General features: G+C 72.3%; 21 protein-coding genes. 11 read left to right on the top strand and 10 right to left on the bottom strand.

Annotation, left to right across the window (positions count from 1 at the left end; genetic code table 11):
- Positions 1–119: 119 nt before the first annotated feature.
- A complete protein-coding gene (locus tag ACF1AL_RS29255; RefSeq protein ID WP_391828106.1) occupies positions 120–1,640 on the bottom strand; it encodes a cellulase family glycosylhydrolase in 1,521 nt (506 codons plus the stop codon).
- 351 nt (positions 1,641–1,991) lie between these two features.
- Positions 1,992–2,969 carry a WD40 repeat domain-containing protein gene (locus ACF1AL_RS29260; protein ID WP_386584248.1) on the bottom strand — a complete coding sequence of 326 codons (978 nt, stop codon included), beginning with the start codon at positions 2,967–2,969 and terminating at the stop codon, positions 1,992–1,994.
- 256 nt (positions 2,970–3,225) lie between these two features.
- Here ACF1AL_RS29260 and ACF1AL_RS29265 point away from each other — a divergent pair, with 256 nt between their 5' ends.
- The 3 genes from ACF1AL_RS29265 (at position 3,226) to ACF1AL_RS29275 (ending at position 5,599) form a co-directional block, all read left to right on the top strand.
- Positions 3,226–3,900 (top strand): SGNH/GDSL hydrolase family protein, encoded by a 675-nt coding sequence (locus tag ACF1AL_RS29265; RefSeq protein ID WP_384213829.1) that lies wholly within the window; start codon positions 3,226–3,228, stop codon positions 3,898–3,900.
- Positions 3,901–3,972: 72 nt separating this feature from the next.
- A complete protein-coding gene (locus ACF1AL_RS29270; protein ID WP_384213827.1) occupies positions 3,973–4,563 on the top strand; it encodes a Uma2 family endonuclease in 591 nt (196 codons plus the stop codon).
- A gap of 40 nt (positions 4,564–4,603) precedes the next feature.
- Positions 4,604–5,599 (top strand): aldo/keto reductase, encoded by a 996-nt coding sequence (locus tag ACF1AL_RS29275; RefSeq protein WP_391780740.1) that lies wholly within the window; start codon positions 4,604–4,606, stop codon positions 5,597–5,599.
- Between the two features lie 155 nt (positions 5,600–5,754).
- Here ACF1AL_RS29275 and thpR read toward each other — a convergent pair whose 3' ends face one another.
- From thpR to ACF1AL_RS29290, 3 genes are all read right to left on the bottom strand, one after another.
- Positions 5,755–6,327: an RNA 2',3'-cyclic phosphodiesterase gene (thpR, locus tag ACF1AL_RS29280; protein WP_391660226.1), complete on the bottom strand. Its 573-nt coding sequence runs from the start codon at positions 6,325–6,327 to the stop codon at positions 5,755–5,757.
- A 151-nt stretch (positions 6,328–6,478) separates the two neighbouring features.
- Positions 6,479–7,753: an MFS transporter gene (locus ACF1AL_RS29285; RefSeq protein WP_384214069.1), complete on the bottom strand. Its 1,275-nt coding sequence runs from the start codon at positions 7,751–7,753 to the stop codon at positions 6,479–6,481.
- Positions 7,754–7,852: 99 nt separating this feature from the next.
- The gene (locus ACF1AL_RS29290; protein WP_366835488.1) at positions 7,853–8,290 is read right to left on the bottom strand and encodes a MarR family transcriptional regulator; all 438 of its coding nucleotides are present in this window, start codon (positions 8,288–8,290) and stop codon (positions 7,853–7,855) included.
- A 154-nt stretch (positions 8,291–8,444) separates the two neighbouring features.
- On the opposite strand from ACF1AL_RS29290, the gene ACF1AL_RS29295 reads away from it, so the two are divergent.
- Positions 8,445–8,627, top strand: a complete 183-nt coding sequence (locus ACF1AL_RS29295; RefSeq protein WP_110636649.1) for a ribbon-helix-helix protein, CopG family — start codon at positions 8,445–8,447, stop codon at positions 8,625–8,627.
- 90 nt (positions 8,628–8,717) lie between these two features.
- Here ACF1AL_RS29295 and ACF1AL_RS29300 read toward each other — a convergent pair whose 3' ends face one another.
- Complete coding sequence (locus tag ACF1AL_RS29300; RefSeq protein ID WP_366835487.1) at positions 8,718–10,169, bottom strand: NCS2 family permease; 1,452 nt, start codon at positions 10,167–10,169, stop codon at positions 8,718–8,720.
- A gap of 114 nt (positions 10,170–10,283) precedes the next feature.
- On the opposite strand from ACF1AL_RS29300, the gene ACF1AL_RS29305 reads away from it, so the two are divergent.
- The gene (locus ACF1AL_RS29305; protein ID WP_366835486.1) at positions 10,284–10,553 is read left to right on the top strand and encodes a DUF2530 domain-containing protein; all 270 of its coding nucleotides are present in this window, start codon (positions 10,284–10,286) and stop codon (positions 10,551–10,553) included.
- A gap of 155 nt (positions 10,554–10,708) precedes the next feature.
- The gene (locus ACF1AL_RS29310; protein WP_391821880.1) at positions 10,709–13,105 is read left to right on the top strand and encodes an HAD-IC family P-type ATPase; all 2,397 of its coding nucleotides are present in this window, start codon (positions 10,709–10,711) and stop codon (positions 13,103–13,105) included.
- Positions 13,106–13,219: 114 nt separating this feature from the next.
- Here ACF1AL_RS29310 and ACF1AL_RS29315 read toward each other — a convergent pair whose 3' ends face one another.
- Both ACF1AL_RS29315 and ACF1AL_RS29320 read right to left on the bottom strand, forming a co-directional pair.
- Entirely contained in the window at positions 13,220–16,339 is a 3,120-nt protein-coding gene (locus ACF1AL_RS29315) for a sacsin N-terminal ATP-binding-like domain-containing protein (RefSeq protein WP_391828109.1), read from the bottom strand.
- 422 nt (positions 16,340–16,761) lie between these two features.
- Complete coding sequence (locus tag ACF1AL_RS29320; RefSeq protein ID WP_391828111.1) at positions 16,762–17,688, bottom strand: DUF3027 domain-containing protein; 927 nt, start codon at positions 17,686–17,688, stop codon at positions 16,762–16,764.
- Positions 17,689–17,978: 290 nt separating this feature from the next.
- Here ACF1AL_RS29320 and ACF1AL_RS29325 point away from each other — a divergent pair, with 290 nt between their 5' ends.
- From ACF1AL_RS29325 to ACF1AL_RS29340, 4 genes are all read left to right on the top strand, one after another.
- Positions 17,979–19,358: an MFS transporter gene (locus ACF1AL_RS29325; RefSeq protein WP_386584243.1), complete on the top strand. Its 1,380-nt coding sequence runs from the start codon at positions 17,979–17,981 to the stop codon at positions 19,356–19,358.
- A gap of 105 nt (positions 19,359–19,463) precedes the next feature.
- Positions 19,464–19,931, top strand: coding sequence for a DUF2771 domain-containing protein (locus tag ACF1AL_RS29330; protein ID WP_366835481.1), 468 nt, complete (start codon positions 19,464–19,466; stop codon positions 19,929–19,931).
- A gap of 26 nt (positions 19,932–19,957) precedes the next feature.
- Entirely contained in the window at positions 19,958–20,656 is a 699-nt protein-coding gene (locus tag ACF1AL_RS29335) for a futalosine hydrolase (RefSeq protein ID WP_391780760.1), read from the top strand.
- On the top strand, positions 20,646–21,506 hold the full coding sequence (locus ACF1AL_RS29340; protein WP_366835480.1) for a 1,4-dihydroxy-6-naphthoate synthase: 861 nt from the start codon (positions 20,646–20,648) through the stop codon (positions 21,504–21,506). Before ACF1AL_RS29335 ends, ACF1AL_RS29340 begins: the two co-directional genes overlap by 11 nt.
- A gap of 46 nt (positions 21,507–21,552) precedes the next feature.
- Here the strand turns inward: ACF1AL_RS29340 and ACF1AL_RS29345 are convergent, their stop codons facing one another.
- A complete protein-coding gene (locus tag ACF1AL_RS29345; protein ID WP_366835479.1) occupies positions 21,553–21,936 on the bottom strand; it encodes a cold-shock protein in 384 nt (127 codons plus the stop codon).
- Between the two features lie 152 nt (positions 21,937–22,088).
- Here ACF1AL_RS29345 and ACF1AL_RS29350 point away from each other — a divergent pair, with 152 nt between their 5' ends.
- The gene (locus ACF1AL_RS29350; protein WP_366835478.1) at positions 22,089–22,346 is read left to right on the top strand and encodes a hypothetical protein; all 258 of its coding nucleotides are present in this window, start codon (positions 22,089–22,091) and stop codon (positions 22,344–22,346) included.
- On the opposite strand, the gene ACF1AL_RS29355 is transcribed toward ACF1AL_RS29350, so the two are convergent.
- Complete coding sequence (locus ACF1AL_RS29355) at positions 22,334–23,011, bottom strand: HAD family hydrolase (RefSeq protein WP_391828113.1); 678 nt, start codon at positions 23,009–23,011, stop codon at positions 22,334–22,336. The genes ACF1AL_RS29350 and ACF1AL_RS29355 overlap by 13 nt on opposite strands.
- Positions 23,012–23,130: the final 119 nt, after the last annotated feature.

Below are 23,130 nucleotides of genomic sequence, written 5' to 3' on the forward strand. Positions count from 1 at the left end.
GGACCGGGCGACGCCCACCCGGCCCCGCAGCGGCTCACGCGGCCGTACAGCTCACGCGGCCTCGGGATGCACGCCGCCATGCAGCTGACGTCGCCGTACAGCTCACGCGGCCGTAGGGTTCACGCCGCCGTGCAGCTCACGCTCGGTGTTCCCGCGCCCCCGGGTGCGCCGCCGAAGCCGAAGCCGGCCGAACCGCCCACCGGTACCGACCCGTTGTGGGCGGCGTTGACGGCGGTCACCGTCTGGCCGCTCTGGGTCGCGGTGGCGTTCCAGATGTTGGTGATCTTCTGCGATCCGGGGAAGGACCACGTCACCTTCCACGACGACAGCGCGGCGGTGCCCGTGTTGCTCACCTTCACCTCGGCGTTGAAGCCGCTGCCCCAGTCGTTGGTGACCGTGTAGGTGGCGCTGCACGCGTGCGTGCCGCCGCCTCCGCCACCGTCGCCGCCACCGCCGCCGGTGCCGGTGCCGGTGCTCGGGAAGAGCGGCGCCTTGATGCCCGTGAGGTAGCCGTCCTTGACCGTGTCGACGGTGGTCCAGTCGCTGTTGAGGATGCCGCCGGTGTCACCGGAGTTGGGGTTCAGCGACCAGAAGGTCCAGTGGAAGGAGTCGGCGCCGTAGGTCGCGGTGGGCCGCAGGTAGGACGCCAGGGCGGCCAGCCACTTCTGGTCGACCGTCGACTGCAGGGTGGTGCCGAACTCGCCGACCCACACGGGGGCGATGTTCTGCTTGAACAGGTAGCCCCAGTACTTGTCCCAGATCCCGGGCATGTTGGACGGGAAGGACGGATCGCTGAACCAGCTCTGCTGGGCGACGCTGGTGGCGTAGTCGTGGGCCGAGTACACGACCCGGTTCGCCACGTCGAGCTGCACCGGGTACTGCCCGGCGCCCATCAGGTTGCCGCCCCACCAGCCCGAGACGCCGTTGTAGGTCTGCACGCCCTCGACGAAGACGAGCAGGTCCGGATTGACGGCGAGGACCGCGTTGCCGGCGCGCTGGGCGGCGAGCCGCCAGTCCTTCGTCGTGTCGCCGCAGCCCCAGCAGGCGGGGTCGTGCGGCTCGTTGTGCAGGTCGATGCCGATGACCGCGTCCTGCCCGTCGTAACGGGCGGCGAGCGCCTTGAGGTTGGTGATCCAGGTCGACTCCGGCACCGACGCCGTGTACCAGAGCGCGCTCTGCCCGGCCGAGTCGGGCCGGTGCCGGTCGAGGATGACCTTGAGCCCGTCCTGGCCGGCGTACGTGACGATCTTGTCGAGGACCTGGAGGGAGGTCAGGCCCTGGAGGTCGGCGTTCATGCCGCCGGAGACGTTGATGCTGTCCGGCATGGTGCCGGGCTTGAGGATGTCGTCGCTGTAGGGGATGCGCAGGGTGTTGTAGCCCAGCGACCTGATCTGGTCGATCACGCTCTTGTAGTCGCGGGACCAGAGGCCGTGGACGACGTGGTTGCTCGTTTCGAAGCCGAACCAGTTGATGCCGGCGATCCGCACGGGATGCCCGGCCGCGTCCAGGATCTGACGGCCGCTGGTGTGCCAGTACCCGGCGCCGGGGGTGTCGGCGGCGTGCGCCGTGTGCGCGCCGGCCAGGGGCAGCAGAAGCGCGGCCGCCGCGGCGCAGAGCGCTCTTCGTAAGCTGCGGAACATGGGCTGCTTCCTCTCGGGGCTGTCGGAGTGAGCGGAACGGGGAGTGGAACGAACGCGGTTGGGAGCGCTCCCATGCAGAGAACAGGAAAGGGCGCCTTTCATGCACGCGTCAACCCTGCGGACGTGTTCGCGTTCGAACTCCGAAGTCACGGCAGGGATGGCCGAAAACCACCCCTGCGGCAGCCCCTCCCAGCGCGCCGAGCCCCCTCACCCGCGCCGAACCCATGTCAGCCGCGTCGAGCCCCTGCCACCCGCGCCGAACCCATGTCAGCCGCAGCCGAGCCCCCGTCAGGCGCGCCGAGCCCATGCCGGCCCGCCGGGAGCCCTGTCAGCCACGTCGAGAGAGCCCCGTCAGCCGCGCCGGAACAGCCTCCGCAGCCCGAACAGGGCGAGGCAGGCGGCACCCACCGCCAGGGCACCGGTCGTCAGGCTGATGTCGTGCCCGCCCCCGCCGGCCTTCCCCGACGCCGAAGGGCCCTGCCCCGCACCGGAGTCGGCGCCGCCGCCCGGTGCGTCCCGGACGACGACCTCGCTCCCCGCGCCCTCGCTGCTGTAGAGCAGCTTCTTGCCGTCGGCGGAGTAGGTGACGCCCTCGCCCTGGCGTTGCAGGGGCACGTCCAGCCGCCCGGCCTTCTTGATCTTCCCGCCGTTCCAGTCGTAGGCGATGCCGCCGAAGTAGCCGCGGACGGCGAGGTGTTCGCCGTCCGGGGAGAAGGCGGCGTCGGTGGCCCACAGGTCGACGGGGGCGACGGGCCGGAAGAGGTTGGTGCCGGACGCGGAGAGCCGGGCCGGGCCCTCGAAGAGGTGCCCGCCGTCCTCGTGCTTGTCGACGATGTAGACGCGCCCGGTCTTCGGGTGGACGAGCAGCGACTCGGCGTCGCGCGGCCCGCCCTCGTACTTGACGATGTACTGCGTGGCCTTGACGGTCTGGTCCTTGAGCTCCTTGGGCTCGGGCAGCTTGTAGATCCACACGTACGGCCACCGGCCGCCGAAGTTGTCGCCGATGTCGCCGACGTAGATCTCGTTGCCGGGGCCGATGGAGATGGCCTCGACGTCCCTCGGCGTGCCGATGCCCTTGAGGGTGAGGCGGGCGACCGTGCGGCCGGTGGAGCCGTCGACGGCGTACAGGTACGGGCCGTCGTCGCTGTCGTTGTGCGTCCAGTAGACGCCCGGGTGCAGCCGGGAGGCGGCCAGCCCGCTGGACTCGGTGATGCGCGGGTCCTGGAGGGTGAACCCCTGGTCGCCGTCGGCGGCGGAGGCAGGCGCGGCGGGCGCGGCGAGCGCGGCCACGAGCAGGGCCCCGGCGAGCAGGGCGAACGGTCGGCGCATGCCCTCCAGCCTGCCATCCCGCTCGCGCGGCGGGTGATCGGCGGCGGGTACCGGGGGCCTTGACCGGTGCATCCTGGCCGGTACCGGGGCTTCGTAGCCGGTGCATCCTGGCCGGTACCGGGGCTTCGTAGCCGGTGCATCCTGGCCGGTACCGGGGCTTCGTAGCCGGTGCATCCTGGCCGGTACCAGGGGTCCGTGGCCGGTTTCACACTGCGCGCCAGGGTTCGGCCGAGTGCTGATCGTCCATGATGAGCGGATGCTCAGGTTCATGCCCGTCGGTGACTCCCAGACGATCGGCAGCGCCGGTGAACACACCTGGCGTTACCGCATGTGGCAGCACCTGTCCGCGACGTACGACGGCCCGTTCGAGATCGTCGGCCCGCGCGAGACGCTGTACGACCAGCAGGCCGGCGCGCCCGTGTCGTACGCCTACGCCGACCCGGAGTTCCCCCGCGCCCACCTGGCCGGCTGGGGTGAGGGCTGGCTGCACATGGCCCCGCTGATCGAGGACGCGGTACGCGAACACCGGGCCGACGTGCTGCTCGTCGCGCTGGGATTGATCGACCTCGGCTTCTACACCAACGCCGAGCAGACCGCCGAGAACGTGACCGCCTTCGTGGCGGGGGCGCGGGCCGCCAACCGGCGGGTGCGGATGGTGGTGCTGCCGGTGATCCCCAATGTGCGGGCCACGGCGGACGCGCCCTTCGCCGCGGAGGTCGCCCGCTTCAACGAGCTGCTGGGCAAGGCCGTCGCCGACCTCGACACCCCCGGCTCCCCCCTCCTGCTCGCCTCGCCCCCGGCCGGCTACGACCTCCGCACCGACACCTACGACGGGACGCACCCGAGCGCGAGCGGCGAGCACAGAATCGCGGGAGCGTTCGCGGAGGCCATGTGGCAGGCATGGGGGGTCGGCGGCCCGTACCGCCCGTGACGCGGTCACCGTGCGTATCGTGGTCCTGCGCGGCTGTGCCTGTCCGTGGCGCAGCCGGGGAGGAGCGCCACGATGACCGTCGTCGAAGACAGGATCGAGATGGCCGACGCCGACGCCAACACCATCAGTCTGGACCAGTGGTTCGAGCGGCTCGAGCGTATGCCCGTCCCCGAGGGATACAGGGTCGAGATCGTCGAGGGCAACGTTTTCATGACGCCGCAACGGGACACTCATTGGCACATCACCTTCCGGATCGCAGGGGCTGTCGCGGCCAAGTTCGGCATGGAGAAGGTCCTCTCGGACGTCCGGATCGACTTCCCGGGCTACAAGAACGGCTTCTGCCCGGACGTGGCCCTGCTCAGCGAGTCGGCAAAGAAGGACGACAAAGGTCGCTGGAACTGCCAGGACGTCGACTTCGTCGCAGAGGTCATCTCCGGCGGGACAGCCCAGAACGACTACGGACCCAAGATGCGGGCGTACGCGGCCGCCGAGGTCCCTCTCTATCTCGTCGCCGACCCCTACCAGGGCCGCTGTTACGTCTACACCGACCCCAAGGACGGCGACTATCGGACGCGGACACCCGTCGACTTCGGAGAGGACATCGACCTCACCGGCACCGTCGTCGATCTGGTCCTCAAGACCGACGGCTTCCCCCGCGACTGACCTTGCTTCGAGCGCGCTCCAAGCCGTTGGCTAAGGAGTCATGAAGTACACGCAGCTCGGACGCACCGGACTCAAGGTCAGCCGTCTCGTTCTCGGCACGATGAACTTCGGGCCCCAGACCGACGAACCCGACAGCCACGCGATCATGGACGCGGCGCTGGACGCGGGGATCAACTTCTTCGACACCGCCAACGTCTACGGCTGGGGTGAGAACAAGGGCCGTACCGAGTCGATCATCGGCAACTGGTTCGCCCAGGGGGGCGGGCGGCGCGAGAAGACCGTCATCGCCACCAAGGTGTACGGCAACATGGCCGCCGACGGCGCCCAGCCCTGGCCCAACCACGACAAGCTCTCCGCGGTGAACATCCGCCGGGCCGTGGACGCGAGCCTGAAGCGGCTGCAGACGGACTACATCGACCTCTACCAGTTCCACCACGTCGACCGCAGCACCCCGTTCGAGGAGATCTGGCAGGCGATCGACGTCCTGATCCAGCAGGGCAAGATCCTCTACGTCGGCTCGTCGAACTTCCCCGGCTACAAGATCGCCCAGGCCAACGAGATCGCCGCCCGCCGCGGCGGGACGATCGGCCTGGTCAGCGAGCAGTGCCTGTACAACCTGTTCGAGCGCCGCGCCGAGATGGAGGTCATCCCGGCCGCGCAGGACTACGGCCTCGGGGTCATCCCCTGGTCGCCGCTGCACGGCGGCCTGCTCGGCGGGGTGATCAAGAAGGAGGTCCAGGGCGGACGCCGGGCCTCCGGGCGCGCGGCCGACACCCTCGCCGACCCCGCCGCCCGGGCGCGGATCCAGGCGTACGAGGACCTGCTCGACAAGCACGGCCTGGAGCCGGGCGAGGTCGCGCTGGCCTGGCTGCTGACCCGGCCCGGCGTGACCGGCCCGATCGTCGGCCCGCGGACGGCGGAGCAGCTCGAGTCGGCGCTGCGGGCCGTCGAGCTGAAGCTGAGCGAGGAGCTGCTGTCCGGGCTGGACGAGATCTTCCCCGGTCCGGGCCCGTCGCCCGAGGCGTTCGCCTGGTAGACCTGCCGGCCGGCGACCGGCCGGGAGCGCAGTCGTCGTGGCGGCGGCGGGTCGGCTACTTTCCGACCGCCGCCGCCACGATCACCACCACGAACATCAGCACGAGCACGGCAGCCATGATCCGGTTACGGGTCTTCGGGTCCACGGCGTCGAGCCTAGCCGGACACGCCGAGTGACCAGCGTTCGACCGTTTCATAGCGGGGCTGCTCGCCGGGCACGCCCGAGCGCGGCAGATTGCTGCGCACGAGGACCAGCTCGCCGACCGTCCAGCGCGGGGAGGCGAAGTCGCCGAGCGCCGTCACGTACGGCCGCACGTCGACCGAGGCCCGGCTGCGGGCCACGGTCAGGTGGGCCTTGTAGCGGCGGTGCTCCCCCATCGCCACGCCCGCCTTGCGGCCGGCCGCCTCGGCCCGGTCGGCGAGCAGCCGCAGGGCCTCCACGTCGCCGTCCGCCCCGGTCCACAGCGCCTTGCCGTGCCCGAACTGGCCGCCGCCGCGCAGGGCGATCTCGAAGGGAGCGGTGCGGTGGGCGGCGCGCGCCAGCCGCTCCGACAGCTCCGGTACGACCTCCTCGTCCACCTCGCCGTAGAAGGCGAGCGTGAAGTGCCAGCCGGGGCGGCCGGTCCAGCGCAGCCCGTCCGCCCCGGGGAGCTTCTTCAGCGCGTCGACTTCGGCGGCCAGTCCCCGGGTGACCTCGTCGGGCGGCAACACGGCGGCGAAGAGTCTCATGGGGCCAGTGTGCCTCCGGGCACCCGCATGCCCCGGGCGTGTCCCGGTCACCGTGCGTATCGTCGTCCTGCCCGGCTGCACATGACACGCCCGGAGGGCCAGGGTCTTTCGTTTGGATCAGGCGAGCCCGGCCTGATCCGAACGAGAGCCCCTAGGCCGCCGTGGCCAGTTCCTCCCGCCGTTCGCGCGGCACGAAGCGCACGTGCGGGTGGCCGCCGTTCCAGCCGAACGACAGGCGCAGGCCGCCCGCCCGGGCGAGGGCCAGGGCGATGCCCGCGGCCGCCAGGGCCGAGATCGCGCCGCCGACCGCGAGGCCCGCGCGCACACCGTAGGCGTCGGTGACCCAGCCGGCGATGGGCGCGCCGATCGGCGTGCCGCCCATGAACACCATCATGTACAGAGCCATGACGCGGCCCCGCATGGCCGGGTCGGTGGACATCTGGACGCTGGTGTTGGCGGTGACGTTGACCGTCATGCCGAACATGCCGATGGGGGCCATCAGCAGCGCGAACAGCCACAGCGAGGGCGCCACGGCGGCGATCAGCTCCAGCAGGCCGAAGGCGAGCGCCGCCCCGATCAGCACCCGCATCCGGGACGTGCCGCGGCGGGCCGCGAGCAGGGCGCCGGCCAGGGAGCCGACGGCCATTACGGTGTTGAAGAGGCTGTAGGAGCCGGCACCGGCGTGGAAGACGTCGTCGGCGAAGGCCGACAGGTACACCGGGAAGTTGAAGCCGAAGGTGCCGATGAAACCGACCAGCGCGATCGTCCAGATCAGCTCGGGCCGCCCGGCCACATAGCGCAGGCCCTCGCGCAGCTGTCCCTTGCCGCGCGGCGCGCGCTCGACGACGTGCAGCTCACGGGCGCGCATCAGGAGCAGGGAGCCGATGGTGAAGGCGAACGACAGGCCGTTGAAGAGGAAGGCGTAGCCGGTGCCGACGCCAGTGATCATCAGGCCGGCGACGGCGGGGCCGACCAGACGGGCGGACTGGAAGTTCGCCGAGTTGAGGCTGACGGCGTTCTGCAGCTGGTCGGGGCCGACCATCTCGGAGACGAAGGACTGGCGGGCCGGGTTGTCGACGACGGTGGCGAGGCCGACCAGGAACGCGGCGAGGTAGACGTGCCAGACCTGGACGTGCCCGCTCAGGGTGAGGGCGGCCAGCGCGAGGCCGGTGACGCCCATGCCGGCCTGCGTGAACAGCAGCGTGCGGCGCTTGGGCAGCCGGTCGACGAGGACACCGCCGTAGAGGCCGAAGAGCAGCATCGGCAGGAACTGCAGGGCGGTGGTGACACCGACGGCGGTCGCGGAGCCGGTGAGGCTGAGCACCAGCCAGTCCTGCGCGATGCGCTGCATCCAGGTGCCGGTGTTGGAGACGACCTGGCCGAGGAAGAAGAGGCGGTAGTTCCTGATCTTCAGCGAGCTGAACATCGAGGAGGAGCGACGGGGGTAGTGGGTGGTCTTCGGTGCGGGTGCGGAAGGTGTTCCGGTTCCCGTACTCAAAAGCGTTCGCCTCCTTGATACGACTGCTTACAGATGTGCGAGCTTCTCCAGCACGGGGGCCGCCGCGCGCAGCTTGGCCCACTCGTCCTCGTCGAGGTTGTCGACCAGGGCGGCCAGGAAGGCGTTGCGCTTGGCGCGGCTCTCGGCGAGCATCGCCTCGGCCTGCTCGGTCCTGGTGACGACCTTCTGGCGCCGGTCCTCGGGGTGGGGTTCGAGGCGGACCAGGCCCTTGGCCTCCAGCAGCGCGACGATGCGGGTCATCGACGGCGGCTGGACGTGCTCCTTGCGGGCCAGTTCGCCCGGGGTGGCGCTGCCGCACAGGGAGAGGGTGCCCAGCACCGACATCTCGGTGGGGCTCAGGGACTCGTCGACCCGCTGGTGCTTGAGACGACGGGACAACCGCATCACGGCGGAGCGCAGGGAGTTCACGGCGGCAACGTCGTCGCCATGGGTCAGGTCCGGCATGTCTTTAGCGTAACTCATTACTCTGGCTAACAACTGCCGGACGCGCTCAGATATGCCCGTGACTCCGGTCACTGATGCGCTCTATCACTCATATGGGTGATCCAGGAGCGGAACGTGACGCACCGGCCGGAATGCTGCGGCGACCCTCGTGTGCATGGGGACCAGCGTGCTCAGCCTGCGGATAGACGGGGAGCTGCTCGAAAGGCTCCGGCACCACGCGGCGAAAAGAGGAATGAGCGTCCAGGACTATGTCGTCCGGACGCTCATTCGGGATGACTTCGACGAGCGGTTCCAGGCCGCCGTCGAGGAGACGGAGAAGTTCTACGGGCTGACGTAGGCCATCCGGCGGGACCGCCTCCCGACCCCGGGCCGAGAACCGGGACCGTGCCCCGGCCCCCGAGTCGGAAGCCGGGACCGGGCCCCGGGATCAGGTCAGGCCCAGAGCCGGCATCAGGTAGTAGAAGGCGAACACGGCGGAGACCACGTACATCGCCACCGGGACCTCCTTGGCCCGGCCGGCCGCCAGGCGCAGGGCCGTGAAGGTGATGAAGCCCATGCCGATGCCGTTGGTGATCGAGTAGGTGAACGGCATCATCAGCATCGTCACGAACGCCGGGATGGCGATCGTGTAGTCCGCCCAGTCGATCTCCTTGACCGAGTTGGCCAGGATCAGGAAGCCGACGGCGACCAGCGCCGGGGTGGCCGCCTGGGACGGCACCATCGTGGCGATCGGCGTGAGGAACAGCGCGACGGCGAACAGACCGCCGGTGACGACGTTCGCGAGGCCGGTGCGCGCGCCCTCGCCGACGCCGGCCGTGGACTCCACGAAGCAGGTGGTGGCCGAGGAGGAGCTGGCGCCGCCCGCGGCGACGGCGATGCCGTCGACGAAGAGGACCTTGTTGATGCCGGGCATCTGGCCCTTGGCGTCGGTCAGCTTGGCCTCGTCGGAGACGCCCATGATCGTGCCCATCGCGTCGAAGAAGCACGACAGCAGCACGGTGAAGACGAACAGGACACCCGTCAGCACACCGACCTTGTCGAAGCCGCCGAACAGGCTGACCTTGCCGACCAGCCCGAAGTCGGGCGTGGAGACCGGGTTGCCGGGCCACTTCGGGGTGGTCAGACCCCAGCTCGGCACCTTGGCGACGGCCTCGATGATCATGGCGACGACCGTCATCACGACGATCGAGATCAGGATCGCGCCGGGCGTCTTGCGCACGATCAGCGCGAGCGTGAGCAGCGCGCCGAGGATGAAGACCAGCACCGGCCAGCCGTTGAGGTGGCCGTCGCCGCCCAGCTGGAGCGGGACGGTGGTGTGGGCGGCGTCCGGGATGCGGGAGACGAAACCGGAGTCGACCAGGCCGATCAGCATGATGAACAGGCCGATACCGATGGAGATGGCCTTGCGCAGGCCGTAGGGGACGGCCGTCATCACGCGCTCGCGCAGACCGGTGGCGACGAGGAGCATCACCACGAAGCCGGCGAGGACGACCATGCCCATCGCGTCCGGCCAGGACATGCGCGGGGCGAGCTGGAGGGCGACGACGGAGTTCACGCCGAGGCCGGCGGCGAGCGCGATCGGCACGTTGCCGATGACGCCCATCAGCAGCGTGGTGAAGGCGGCGGTGAGGGCGGTCGCGGTGACCAGCTGGCCGTTGTCCAGCTGGTGGCCGTACATGTCCTTCGCGCTGCCCAGGATGATCGGGTTGAGCACGATGATGTACGCCATCGCGAAGAAGGTGGCCAGACCACCGCGGACCTCGCGCGCAAGGGTGCTGCCACGCTCCGAGATCTTGAAGTAGCGGTCGAGGGCGCCGTAAGCGGGCGCCTTGCCCGGCTGCTCGGGCGCGGGGACCTTGGCAGGTGCCGAGGTGGACATTTGTGGGTTCCTACGACTAGAAAGGGTCACAGACAAACGGTTTCAGTATGAACATATGAGTTCCATGATTGCCATCTCCGCGCGTAGACCGGAACGGCTCGTAAGCTGTGCGTCATGGCGAAGTGGACCCCCAGGCACGAGGCGCCGGAGCCCCTCGAAGGCCCGGTAGTAGCGACCATCACCGGCGGCACCATCCTGTGGTTCGTCCTCTTCCTGGCCCAGCTGCCCTTCTACGGCTGGTTCGACGACCACGGCCACACCTGGTGGCTGTGGACCTGCCTGGCCGGCGGCGGACTCGGCCTGATCGGCGTCTGGTACGTCCGCAAGCGCGACGCCGCGATCAAGCGGGCCGCCGCGCGGCGCGAGGACGCCCTGGACGGCTGACCCCGGCACCCCACCGGCGCGGGGACGTCGCCGAACCGCCGGCGGCGCCCACCCACGCGGGTCACCGCATCCCGGGCCTCCACACCGGCCGGAAAGCGCCCTGTCCGGCCGATGCCGAGGGGTGAACGCCCCCGGCGCCACGTACCGTCGAAGGCATGACGCACATCGACGCGGGCGCCGGACCGGCCCCCGTCCATCCCGTGCCGGTGCCGTCCGTCCCGCCGACCGGGCTGACCGGTGCGCAGGTCGCCGAGCGGACGGCGCGCGGTCAGGTCAACGACGTCCCGGTGCGCTCCAGCCGCTCGCTCGCCGAGATCGTCCGCGCCAACGTCTTCACCCGGTTCAACGCGATCATCGGTGTGCTGTGGCTGATCATGCTGTTCGTCGCGCCGATCCAGGACAGCCTGTTCGGCTTCGTGATCCTCGCCAACACCGGCATCGGCATCGTGCAGGAGTGGCGGGCGAAGAAGACGCTCGACTCGCTCGCCGTGATCGGCGAGGTGCGGCCCGCCGTCCGCCGCGACGGCACGGCCGTCCGGGTCGGCACCTCCGAGATCGTGCTGGACGACCTGCTGGAGATCGGGCCCGGCGACAAGGTCGTCGTCGACGGGGTGTGCGTCGAGGCCGACGGGCTGGAGATCGACGAGTCGCTGCTCACCGGCGAGGCCGACCCCGTCGTCAAGCAGCGCGGCGACCCCGTGATGTCCGGCAGCTTCGTCGTCGCCGGCGGCGGAGCCTTCCAGGCCACCCGGGTCGGGCGCGAGGCCTACGCCGCGCAGCTCGCCGAGGAGGCCTCCCGGTTCACGCTCGTCCACTCCGAGCTGCGCACCGGCATCTCCACGATCCTGAAGTACGTCACCTGGATGATGGTGCCGACCGCGATCGGCCTGGTGATCAGCCAGCTCGTCGTCAAGCAGCACGGCTTCAAGGACTCCGTCGCCCGCACGGTCGGCGGGATCGTGCCCATGATCCCCGAAGGGCTGGTGCTGCTCACCTCGGTCGCCTTCGCGATCGGCGTGATCCGGCTCGGCCGCAAGCAGTGCCTGGTGCAGGAGCTGCCCGCCATCGAGGGCCTCGCCCGCGTCGACACGGTCTGCCTCGACAAGACCGGCACCCTCACCGAGGGCGGCATGGACGTCACCGAGCTGCGCCTGCTCAACGGCTACGACGAGACGTACGTCCGCACCGTCCTCGGCACGCTCGGCGCGTCCGACCCGCGCCCCAACGCCAGCCTCCAGGCCATCATCGACGCCTACCCGGGGAGCGAGGAGTGGCGGTGCACCGCGTCGCTGCCCTTCTCCTCCGCCCGCAAGTACAGCGGCGCCCGCTTCACCGAGGGCGGCGACCGCAGCAGCACCTGGCTGCTGGGCGCGCCCGACGTGCTGCTCGGCGACGACGACCCGGCGCTCGCCGAGACCGGGCGGCTCAACGAGGACGGGCTGCGGGTGCTGCTGCTCGCCCGCGCCGCCCGCGGCCTGGACGACCCGCGCGCCGTCGAGGGCGCCCACCCGGCCGCCCTGGTCGTCCTGGAGCAGCGGCTGCGGCCCGACGCCGCCGACACCCTGCGCTACTTCGCCGAGCAGAACGTGCACGCCAAGGTCGTCTCCGGGGACAACGCGGTCTCCGTCGGCGCGGTCGCCGCGAAGCTCGGCCTGAAGGGCACCGCGGTGGACGCGCGGCGGCTGCCCGCCGAGCGGGAGGAGATGGCCCGCGAGCTCGACGAGGGCACGGTCTTCGGCCGGGTCACCCCGCAGCAGAAACGGGACATGGTGGGGGCGCTGCAGTCGCGCGGGCACACCGTGGCGATGACCGGGGACGGCGTCAACGACGTCCTCGCGCTCAAGGACGCCGACATCGGCGTCTCCATGGGCTCCGGCTCGGAGGCCACGCGCGCGGTCGCGCAGATCGTGCTGCTGAACAACAGCTTCGCCACCCTGCCGTCGGTGGTCGCCGAGGGCCGGCGGGTCATCGGCAACATCACACGGGTGGCGACGCTGTTCCTGGTCAAGACCGTCTACTCGGTGCTGCTGGCGATCCTGGTGGTGTGCTGGCAGGTGGAGTACCCGTTCCTGCCGCGCCATCTGACGCTGCTGTCCACGCTGACCATCGGCGTGCCGGCGTTCTTCCTCGCCCTCGCCCCCAACACGGAACGGGCCCGTCCGCACTTCGTGCGCCGCGTGATGCGGTACGCGATCCCCGGCGGGCTGGTGGCCGGGGTGGCGACCTTCGTGACGTATCTGCTGGCCCGCCACCACTACACGGGGCCGGGCGCGCTGGACGCGGAGACCAGCGCGGCGACGCTGACGCTGTTCCTGATCTCCCTGTGGGTGCTGGCGATCATCGCCCGCCCCTACACCTGGTGGCGGATCGCGCTCGTCGCGGCGATGGGGGCGGCCTTCCTGCTGGTGCTGATCGTGCCCTCGCTCCAGCGCTTCTTCGCGCTGAAGCTGGTCGGCATGCAGATGCCGTGGACGGCGGTCGCGGTCGCGGCCGCCGGATCGGCGGTGCTGGAGCTGGCCTGGCGGTGGGTGGGGCGACGCTTCCCGGCTTGAGACCCCACCGTTCGCGACGCCGTACGACCCTCGGGTCGCTGGTGTGCAAGGCCCCGGTCGCGCGGTGCGGCCGGGGCCTTCGCCGTCCCCGCGGGGCGGCGGGGGCGGCAGGGGTCAGTCGAACCAGCGGTCCCGGGCCAGCTCCGCCGTGCGGGACGGGTCCTCCAGCAGGGCCGCCACCTCGAAGCGGCGTGGCCACTGGCCCGCCGCCCAGGCCAGGCCCGCGGCCACGCCCTCCAGGGTGGACGCGTGCAGGACGCCGTCGTCGGTGAGGCGCCAGTCGATCTCCACGCCGTCGACGACGAGTTCGTCGTGCTCCACGTACGTGTCCGGGGTGCGCGGGCCCAGCAGCACCCGCACGGATTCCGCCACGTCGTGCTCGGTGCCCTCGGAGGTGACCTCGCCGGTGACGGACTCGCTCAGCCGCCGCACCTGGAACAGCTCCGCCAGATCGGCCGCCCGGGAGGGCCGCACCGGCAGCAGCGGCACGCCCTCGGTGAACGGCAGCAGGTCGGGCGAGTCGACGACCACCGCGTCCGCGGCGTCCACCACCCGCACCTCTCCGTCGACCACCGCGCGCAGCTCGTCCGGCAGCGTCACCTGGTCCGGGTCCAGCTCGGCCAGCGCCCCGTACAGGCCGTGCAGCTGGGCCGCGGACACCCGCCGGTCCGGGTCGGTGAGGCGGTCCAGCAGCTCCGCCGCGCCGCCCGGCTCGTCCAGCAGGGCGGCCACCGACGTGCGCACGCCCAGCGCGCGCAGCACCTGCTCGTCGTCGAAGCCGGTCGCGTCCGCCTCGTCGTACAGGCCGCGCAGCAGCGGGTCCCCGCCGGAGGCGAGCAGACCGGCGGGGCGGCGGCCGTCGAGCACCGGGTGCCCGCGCAGCCACCACGCCGTGTAGGGGCGTACGACCTCGTGGGTGCCGTCGGGCAGCAGGATCCGCACCGGCTGCACCAGCGCGTCGCGCAGCGGCGGCCGCGCGAGCATCGCGAGCGCCTGCGGCCAGGCGTCGTCGTCGACCAGGTCCAGGTCGCGCACGGCGACGATCTCGGTGGCGACCGGCGGGACGGGCGTGTCGGGGAAGCGGTCGAGGACGTCCTCGCACCACACGTCGACGGCGTCCAGCAGGCCCGGGTCGTCGGGTTCGGCGTACTCGCCCTCGCGGGGCTCCAGCTCGTCCGGGTCGAGGACCACGTCGGTGGCACGGACCAGGGCGAAACCGGCGAGCACCCCGCAGGCCGCGAGCGGCTGCTCGCCCCACTTGTGCGCCACGTCGGCGTCCACGGTGGCGAGTTCACCCTCCCGCATCACCCGGTGGAAGGCGCTGCCGGGAAACACCAGCTCACCGGCCGGGGCGAGTTCGCCGTCCTCGTCGGGCAGGGCGAGCGCGCCCAGCCACGGCTCCTCGCCGGGCTCCAGGCCCGCGTCCCGGACCAGCGCGAGCACGGTGTCGGCGAGCTCCTCGGCGTCCAGGCCCTCCTCGTCCCAGGACACGCCGTCGTCGTCGAGGGAGGCGGCGACCGCCGCCCGCACCTGAGGGGTCGTCAGCACCGCCCGCGGACCGGCGGGCAGCGCGCCCAGCTTCTCCAGCAGCGGGTGGGCGGCGTCCTCGTGGGCGACCTTCAGCCCGAGCCGGGCCAGCACCTCCGGGTCGATACGGGTCGCGTCGGGAGTGGGCAGCAGCACCTGCCGCGGGCCGATCGTCGTCCGGCCGTCGGCGAGCGGCACCGGCAGACCGGTGAGCCGGTCCGGGTCGACGCCGGCCAGCGACTGGTACAGCTCGTGCCACCAGGCCGGGTCCTTCTCCAGCCCCGCGAGCCGGTCGATCGCGTCGGTCAGCGGTAGCCGGGCCACGCCCAGCGTGCGCAGCTCCACGCGGCGCTCCAGGCCGGCGGGCAGCAGCGTGGGCAGCACCTCGGCGAGCACCCGGACGGTGTCGGCGCCCGCGCCCTCGACGACCTCGGCGTCCCGCGGCCGCAGCGCCTCGGGCAGGTCGTCGCCGTCCTCCTCGTGCCGGGGACGGGCCGCGGGCGGCAGGAACGCGGTGCGGGGCAGCCGCTCCAGGATCGCCTGGCGCAGCGCCCCGTCCAGCTCGCCCTTGCCGAGCGGGCCCGGCACCAGGTCGATGATCCCGTCGGTCACCGGCCGCCAGTCGGCGAGCAGCCCCGCGTAGGCGTCGGCGGCCCGCTGGATCAGGAAGTCGGTGAGCGGGCCGGGCGCGGCGTGCCGGCGGGTGGTGTCCAGCGGGAACGACGCGAGGAGCAGCGCGGGCACGCCGAGCGGTTCGTCGCTGGGCGTGGGGGCGTGCACGACGGGGCTGGTGCGGGGGCGGACCGGGCGGCCCTCGCCGTCCACCGGTACGGCCCAGGTGACCGACCAGTGCGGACGCAGCCGCTCCTCGACCGGGCGGTCGGCGAGCAGCTCGGCCGCCGTCTCCCCGTGCGCGGACGCGGTACGCCAGCGGGTGGTGCCCTCCCGGGAGTCCTCCACGACGGTGAGGGCGCCCTCGGTGCGGCGGTGCAGGGTGCGGGTGGTCTCGCCGGTCTCCACGACGACCTCCGCGAGGCCCGGCAGGGCGAGCAGCAGGGCGTCGTCGACGGCGTTCAGCAGGCGCTCGGCGAGGTCGGCGGCGGCCGCGTCCCGCAGCGGCAGGATGACGACCGTGTCGTAGCCGTCCGGTGCGGAGCCCTCCGCGGCGAACGGCAGGCGCAGCAGCGGCACGTGGCCGTCGCGGCGGCGGATCTCGTCGCCCAGGCCGGGGCTGTGCCGTGCGGTCTCCTCCGCGAGGTGCCGGGCCTCGGCGAGCGACCAGCGCACGCCGCCGTGCCGGCCGACCACGGCGGGCTCGTCGGTGACGGAGAGGACGGCGGCGAAGCCCACGCCGAAACGGCCGATGGACGGCGTGTCGCGCTTGGCGGAGGCGCGCAGGGTGGCCAGCGACTCCACGCCGGCCGCGTCCAGGGGGGCGCCGGTGTTGGCGGCGGCGAGCACGCCGTCGCGCAGCGTCAGCCGCAGCCGGCCGGGGACGCCGGCGCGGGCCGCGGCGTCGGCGGCGTTCTGGGCGAGCTCGACGACGAGACGGTCCCGGTAGCCGCCGAGGACGAGGTCCTCCTCCGCGTTGGCGTCCTCGCGGAAGCGGGCGGGGCTGGTCGCCCAGGCGTCGAGCACACCCCGCCGGAGCCTCGCCGTACCGAAGGGGTCCGCGCCTTCTGCAGCCGGCCGCACGAACTTGCTCACGTTCACTCTCCTCATCGGCGACGACTGAAAGTACCGCGATGTGCCTGCGGCGCTTGGGGCGGCTTTTGTCTTCCGGTGCGTCGCGGCCTGCCTGCGGGGGTGCCTGCGGCGGGCTGTGCGGGTGGTGCGGGTGCGTGGTGGGTGCTCGCGCCGTTCCCCGCGCCCCCCAGGCGCCTGCGGCGTTCCCTGCGGGTGCGTCGTGGTTGCTCGCGCCGTTCCCCGCGCCCCCCAGGCGCCTGCGGCGGCCCGTGCCGGTGCGTCGTGGGTGCTCGCGCCGTTCCCCGCGCCCCCCAGGCGCCTGCGGCGGCCCGTGCCGGTGCGTCGTGGGTGCTCGCGCCGTTCCCCGCGCCCCCAGGGCGCGCCTGCGGCGGCCCTGCGGGGTTTTGCGCCTGGGTGGCTTGGGGGCCGGGGAGGGCGTGGGGCTAGGAGTGGCCCAGTTCTGCTGATTCCTCGTCCGGGGCCGGGGGGACCGAGCCGGAGTCGGGGGACGGGCGCAGGGGGAAGGGGTCGACGCGGGTTTCGTCGATGACCGGAGGGGCCGGGCGCGGGGTCTTCGGCATGACCGCGGCCTCGGAGTGGCCGCCGCAGCCGTAGGTCAGGGAGACCACGCGGCCGTCGGCCGGGGAGAACTCGTTGGCGCACACCCCGAACGCCTGGCCCAGGGAGCCGCCGATCGGCATGAGGAAACCGCAGCTCAGGCAGGCCGCGGGCGCCGCCTGCGCCATCGGGGTCTTCGCGCCGTACGCCTCCTCCCAGCGGTCGGCGGCGGTGTGCAGGCCGTAGCGCGAGAGCACCCGGGCGCGCCGCATGCCGAGCTCGTCGGCGACGGCGGCGATGGAGCCGCGCGAGGGCGCGGCCGGCAGGTTGCGCGACGGGCCCTCGGTGACCTCGACGTCCTCCGCCTCGACCAGCTCGGCCATCTCCTCGGAGACGGCGGAGTTCGGCGGCGGCGCGTCCTCGCCGGTGTAGCCCGGCTCCAGGCGCAGGTCCTCGGCGTCGGTGGGCAGCAGGTCGCCCGGCCCCATGTCGCCGGGGCGCAGCCGCTCGCTCCACGGCACCCACTCGGGGGCGAGGACGGCGTCCGGGCCGGGCAGCAGCACGACCTCGTCCAGCGTGACGACCTTGGCGCGCGAGGCGCGGGCCAAGGTCACGGCCCAGCGCCAGCCCCGGTACCCGAGCTCCCGGCACTCGAAGAAGTGCGTGACAACGCGGTCGCCCTCGGACACCAGCCCCACGTGCTCACCGACGACGCCGGGTGCGGCGGCCTCCTCGGCGGCACCACGGGCGAGGTCGACGGCCTCGGCGCACAGGCGGTCGGGGGTGCGGCTTCGCGTTGTCGCTGCGCTCACAGGTATCGCTTCTCTCCAGTACGCCGTCTTCCGGGTGCGGGCGCCTTGAGGCGGCGGCGCGGACGGAGCGGACAACCGGACCGCTTCGACGTCTGCGCGCGCTCACGCTCGGGCGCACCTCCTCGACCATTCTGCCTGTTCGTCGGCGCTCGGCCTACACCGGTCGATTTCTTTCGCCGCTTCGCGGCGATTTGTTTCCCGCCCACCCTCTCCCGCGGCACCGCCGGAAATCCAGGCCCATACGTGCGGTAACGGCACTATCCACGCCGTACTCGGGGCACTATGACGACGTGGCAGCCGCGAGGACGTCCCAAGTGAGCGGTGCGGGCCGGTTCGGAGGGTCCGTCCGCGCGGTCGGGCGTGCCCTGCACTTCCCGGTGACCGGCGCGGCGCGCGGCATCCGCAAGGCCACGCACGCGCAGGGCGCCGGCGAGTCGGGCCTGGGCAAGCTGATCGAGCTGCACGCCGTGAACGGCGCCGGCGACGTCATGATCACCGTCGCGCTGGCGTCCACCGTGTTCTTCTCCGTGCCGACCGACGAGGCCCGCGGCCGGGTCGCGCTGTACCTGGCGATCACCATGGCGCCGTTCACCGTGCTCGCCCCGGTGATCGGGCCGCTGCTGGACCGGCTGCCGCACGGACGCCGCGCGGCGATGGCAGGCGCGATGCTGGCGCGGGCGCTGCTGGCGCTGGTGCTGAGCGGGGCGGTGGTGCACGGCAGCCTGGAAATGTACCCGGCGGCCCTCGGCGTGCTGGTCGCCTCCAAGGCGTACGGCGTGGTCAGAAGCGCGGTGGTGCCACGGCTGCTGCCGCCGAAGCTGTCGCTGGTGAAGGCGAACTCGCGGGTCACGCTGGGCGGGCTGCTCGCCACCGGCGTGGCGGCACCCGTCGCGGGCGGCCTGCACGCGCTGGGCCCCCGCTGGCCGCTGTACGGGGCCTTCCTGATCTTCGTCGCGGGAACGTTCCTGTCGTTCTCGCTGCCGCCGAAGGTGGACTCCGCCAAGGGCGAGGACACCGCGCTGCTGGCGGCCGACGAACAGCACCTGCACGGCCCGCACCGCAAGCCCCTCAAGCGCCCCGGCCTGCGGACCGTCGGCCCGGCCGTCACCCACGCCCTCGGCGCCAACGCCGCCATCCGCTGCCTGACCGGCTTCCTGATCTTCTTCCTGGCGTTCCTGCTGCGCGAGCACCCGATGACCGGGCAGAGCGCCGCCGCCTCGCTGGGCCTGGTGGCCGTCGCGGCGGGCACCGGCAACGCGCTCGGCACGGCGCTGGGGGCCTGGCTGCGGTCCCGCTCCCCGGAGATCATCATCGTCACCGTGCTGGCGGTGGTGCTCGGCACGGCGATCACCGCGGCGATCTTCTTCGGCGCGTTCCTGGTGGCGTGCCTGGCGGCCGTCGCCGGGTGCGCGCAGGCGCTCGCGAAGCTGTCGCTGGACGCGCTGATCCAGCGGGACGTGCCGGAACTGGTCCGCACCTCGGCGTTCGCCCGCTCCGAGACATTGCTGCAGGTGGCGTGGGTCTTCGGCGGCGCGATCGGCATCGTGATGCCGCTGAACGGGACGGCGGGGCTGTGCACGGGCGCGGCGATCGTCGCGATCGGCTGGCTGACGACGCTGCGCGGCCTGCTGGCGTCCGCCCGCCGCCCCGCGAGCGCCCGCGTGGCGTGAGCAGAAGACCCGCTCCCGGCGAGGGCCGTCCGTCCCGGGAGGGGACATGGCGCCCCTCCCACCCCCAGAAACGGCGCGGGCGCCGCCAGACGATAGCCTTCGGCCATGACCATGCTGCATTCCGTCGTGCGACGCCGCCGCGCCGTCGCCGCCGCCGGCGCCGTTTCCGCCGGACTGCTCGTCCTGTCCGCCTGTGACAAGCCGACGCCTGTCTCGACGATCACCGTCGGCAGGAGCTCGGTCAACTCCGAGGCCACCTGCTACAACGACGGCAACGCCATCAAGACCTCCGAGCTCGCCAAGTGCCTGAAGGCGGACAAGTCGATCACCGTCGACCCGGACGAGACCGTCCGCTTCGGTGTCGACCCGGACATCGCCGACAAGGGCTGGACGATCCTCATGAACGGTCAGCCGCTGACCGACTCCAGCAAGAAGACCTACCGCACCATCCCCGGCAGCGTGTTCTTCAACGCCCAGTACGGCGCCAGCGGTAACACCACCTTCGTCTCCATCAAGGAAGGCGAGAAGGACGTGAACGGGATCTGGTCCTTCAAGCTCAAGAAGGGCGACTGATCACGTCCTCGCCCGCCCCGGCACGACTGCTCGTGGCCACCGCCGTCCCCGCCGAGCGGGACGCGGTGGCACGGGCGTACCCCGGCCCGGTCCATGAGCTGCGCCTGCCCGGCGCCACCGTGCACCGCGCCGGCCGTCTCGACCTCCTCGCCGCCGGTGTCGGCCCCGCGCTCGCGGCGGCCTCCACGGCCGCCGCGCTGACCGCCGCCGCCCTCGCCGGCGCCCCGTACGGCCTGGTCGTCTCCGCCGGCATCGGCGGCGGTTTCCTGCCGCACGCCCCCGTCGGCTCGCTCGTCGTCGCCGACGAGATCACCGCCGCCGACCTCGGCGCCGACACCGCCGACGGCTTCCTGCCGGTCACCGAGCTCGGCTTCGGCACCGTCACCCACCGCCCGCCCGCCGGCCTGGTCCGGCAGGCCGCGGACGCCCTCGGCGTGCCCGCCGGGCCCGTGCTGACCGTGTCCACCGTCACCGGCACCGCCGCCCGCGCCGCCGCGCTGCGCGCCCGGCACCCGCGTGCCCTCGCCGAGGCCATGGAGGGCTTCGGCGTCGCCGAGGCCGCCGCCGCGCACGGCGTGCCCGTCCTGGAGATCCGCGCCGTCTCCAACCCCGTCGGCCCGCGCGACCGCGCCGCCTGGCGCATCGCCGACGCGCTGACCGCGCTGACCGAGGGGTTCGGGAAGCTGGCGCCCGTCCTGGAGAGTTGGAACCCACATGACCGGTGAGCCCCTGCCCACGGCTCTGCAGATCGCCTACTCCCCCTGCCCGAACGACACGTTCGTCTTCGACGCCCTGGCCCACGGCCGGGTCCCCGGCGCCCCCGCCCTCGACGTGACGTTCGCGGACATCGACCTCACCAACGGCATGGCCGAGCGCGGCGAGTTCGACGTGCTGAAGGTGTCGTACGCCGTCCTGCCGTACGTCCTCGGCGACTACGCGCTGCTGCCGTGCGGCGGCGCGCTGGGCCGCGGCTGCGGTCCGCTGGTCCTCACCCGCGAGCCGGGGCTGGACCTCGGCGGCCGTACCGTCGCCGTGCCCAGCGAGAAGTCGACCGCCTACCTGCTGTTCCGGCTGTGGGCGGCGGACGTCGTGCCCGGCGGGGTCGGTGAGATCGTCGTGATGCCGTTCCACGAGATCATGCCGGCCGTGCGGGACGGCAAGGTGGACGCCGGACTCGTCATCCACGAGGCCCGCTTCACGTACCAGAACTACGGGCTGCACAAGCTCGCCGACATGGGCGAGCACTGGGAGGACACCACCGGGCTGCCCATCCCGCTCGGCGCGATCATCGCGCGGCGCTCACTGGGCGCGGACGCGCTGAAGCTGATCGCCGAGTCGATCCGTACGTCCGTCACGATGGCCTGGGACGACCCGGAGGCGTCCCGGCCGTACGTCATGGAACACGCCCAGGAGATGGACCCGGCCGTCGCCGACCAGCACATCGGGCTGTACGTCAACGAGTTCACCGCCGACCTCGGCGACGACGGCTACGCGGCCGTGCGCGGACTGCTCACGCGTGCGGCGGCCGAGGGACTGGTACCGCCCCTCGGCCCGGACGCGCTGAACTTCCCCTGACGGCTGCCAGGGGCCGGCCGTCCTTCCTGCGGCGGCTGCCGGAGGATCAGACGTCGAGCTGGTCCGCCACCGCGCGCAGGAGACCGGCGACCTTCTTGCCGGCCGTCTTCTCCGGGTAGCGGCCCCGCTCCAGGGTCTGGGTGACGTTCTCCAGCAGGGTCGTCAGGTCCTGGACGATGGAGGCCAGCTCGTCCGGCTTCTTGCGCTGCGCGGCCGCCACCGACGGCGTCGGGTCCAGCAGCGTCAAGGACAGGGCCTGGTCGCCGCGCTGACCGGCGACCACACCGAACTCCACGCGCTGGCCGGGCTTCAGCGTCTCGACTCCGGCGGGGAGGACCGAGGAATGGACGAAGACGTCACCGCCGTCGTCGCGGGAGAGAAAGCCGAAGCCCTTCTCGCTGTTGAACCACTTGACCTTGCCGGTAGGCACGTCTGTCCTCGTCCTCGTACTCGTCGGAAAGCTGCTCAAGAACAACCCAGGCGGGTCGACCTTGACCCGCCGGTTCCAAGGCTAATGGTCTGCGGGCGGGTGACAAGACGTCGCCCGGCTGGTTCCTTCGCGCGGGGAACTACCCTGGTCGGGTGCGTGACAAAACCCGAACGAATTCCGCCGCGCCCGGTGATCGGCTGATCCGCGCCGGTGCGATCGTCTTCTTCATCGGCGCCGTGGCCACACTGGTCACGGTGGCTCCGCTGTTCTTCGGCACCTCGCCTTTCCCGACGTTCATGTTCGGACTGAGCATGCTCATGGCCGTCGGGTTCGTGCTCGCGGGCGCCGGGGTGCTGCGGTCCGTCGCGGCGGGGCGACGGCAGGCGAAGGCCGGAACTCAGCCCTCGTAGTCCTCCCGGCTCCGGTGGTCGCGGTCGTCGCTGTGGTCGCGGTGGTCGCTGTGGTCGGCGAACCACTGCGCGAACCGCGTCAGGTCGTCGAGGACGACGTCCGCGCCGGCCTCGGTCAGCTCCGCCACGCTGCACGGGCCCGTGGCCACGGCCACCGACAGCGCCTGGGCGAGCCGTGCCCCGCGCACGTCGCCGATGTGGTCGCCGACGTACACCGTCGCGCCGTGCTCGCGCAGCGCCTGCGCCTTCTGCTCCGCCCACAGGTTGCCGATCACGGCGTCGGGCTCGATGCCGAGGTGCTCCAGGTGCAGCTTGGCGTTGGGCTCGTACTTCGCCGTGACGACGATCGCGCGCCCACCGGCCCGCCGCACCGCCTCGATCGCCTCCCGGGCGCCGGGCATCGCGGGCGTGGCCGCGACGGCGTACGCGGGATACATCGACCGGTACAGGTCGGCAATCTCCTCGACCTCCTCCGGCGGGAACCAGTTCGCCAGCTCCTCGGTCAGGGGCGGGCCCAGCCGGGTCACCGCGAGATCGGCGTCGACGTAGGTACCCGTCCGCGCGGAGAGCGCCTGGTAGCAGGCGCGGATGCCGGGGCGGGAGTCGATGAGCGTCATGTCCAGGTCGAAGCCGACGACGGGGGCGGGGAAGGTCATGAGAGCCATTGTGAAGGGCTCAATCCTGGGTGCGGGTGAGTGGGTGGCCGGTCGCGCAGTTCCCCGCGCCCCTGAGGGGGTTGCAGTCGCCGTCTGCCCAGGACGCGCCGCCGCGGGCACCGCACCCC

This window comes from Streptomyces sp. NPDC014801 (genome assembly GCF_043082085.1).
Taxonomy (GTDB): domain Bacteria; phylum Actinomycetota; class Actinomycetes; order Streptomycetales; family Streptomycetaceae; genus Streptomyces.

Coding starts and splice junctions, on each gene's coding strand:
- ACF1AL_RS29255 (WP_391828106.1), bottom strand. CDS start 1,640: ATGTTCCGCAGCTTACGAAGAGCGCTCTGCGCCGCGGCGGCCGCGCTT.
- ACF1AL_RS29260 (WP_386584248.1), bottom strand. CDS start 2,969: ATGCGCCGACCGTTCGCCCTGCTCGCCGGGGCCCTGCTCGTGGCCGCG.
- ACF1AL_RS29265 (WP_384213829.1), top strand. CDS start 3,226: ATGCTCAGGTTCATGCCCGTCGGTGACTCCCAGACGATCGGCAGCGCC.
- ACF1AL_RS29270 (WP_384213827.1), top strand. CDS start 3,973: ATGACCGTCGTCGAAGACAGGATCGAGATGGCCGACGCCGACGCCAAC.
- ACF1AL_RS29275 (WP_391780740.1), top strand. CDS start 4,604: ATGAAGTACACGCAGCTCGGACGCACCGGACTCAAGGTCAGCCGTCTC.
- thpR (WP_391660226.1), bottom strand. CDS start 6,327: ATGAGACTCTTCGCCGCCGTGTTGCCGCCCGACGAGGTCACCCGGGGA.
- ACF1AL_RS29285 (WP_384214069.1), bottom strand. CDS start 7,753: ATGTTCAGCTCGCTGAAGATCAGGAACTACCGCCTCTTCTTCCTCGGC.
- ACF1AL_RS29290 (WP_366835488.1), bottom strand. CDS start 8,290: ATGCCGGACCTGACCCATGGCGACGACGTTGCCGCCGTGAACTCCCTG.
- ACF1AL_RS29295 (WP_110636649.1), top strand. CDS start 8,445: ATGGGGACCAGCGTGCTCAGCCTGCGGATAGACGGGGAGCTGCTCGAA.
- ACF1AL_RS29300 (WP_366835487.1), bottom strand. CDS start 10,169: ATGTCCACCTCGGCACCTGCCAAGGTCCCCGCGCCCGAGCAGCCGGGC.
- ACF1AL_RS29305 (WP_366835486.1), top strand. CDS start 10,284: ATGGCGAAGTGGACCCCCAGGCACGAGGCGCCGGAGCCCCTCGAAGGC.
- ACF1AL_RS29310 (WP_391821880.1), top strand. CDS start 10,709: ATGACGCACATCGACGCGGGCGCCGGACCGGCCCCCGTCCATCCCGTG.
- ACF1AL_RS29330 (WP_366835481.1), top strand. CDS start 19,464: ATGACCATGCTGCATTCCGTCGTGCGACGCCGCCGCGCCGTCGCCGCC.
- ACF1AL_RS29340 (WP_366835480.1), top strand. CDS start 20,646: ATGACCGGTGAGCCCCTGCCCACGGCTCTGCAGATCGCCTACTCCCCC.
- ACF1AL_RS29355 (WP_391828113.1), bottom strand. CDS start 23,011: ATGGCTCTCATGACCTTCCCCGCCCCCGTCGTCGGCTTCGACCTGGAC.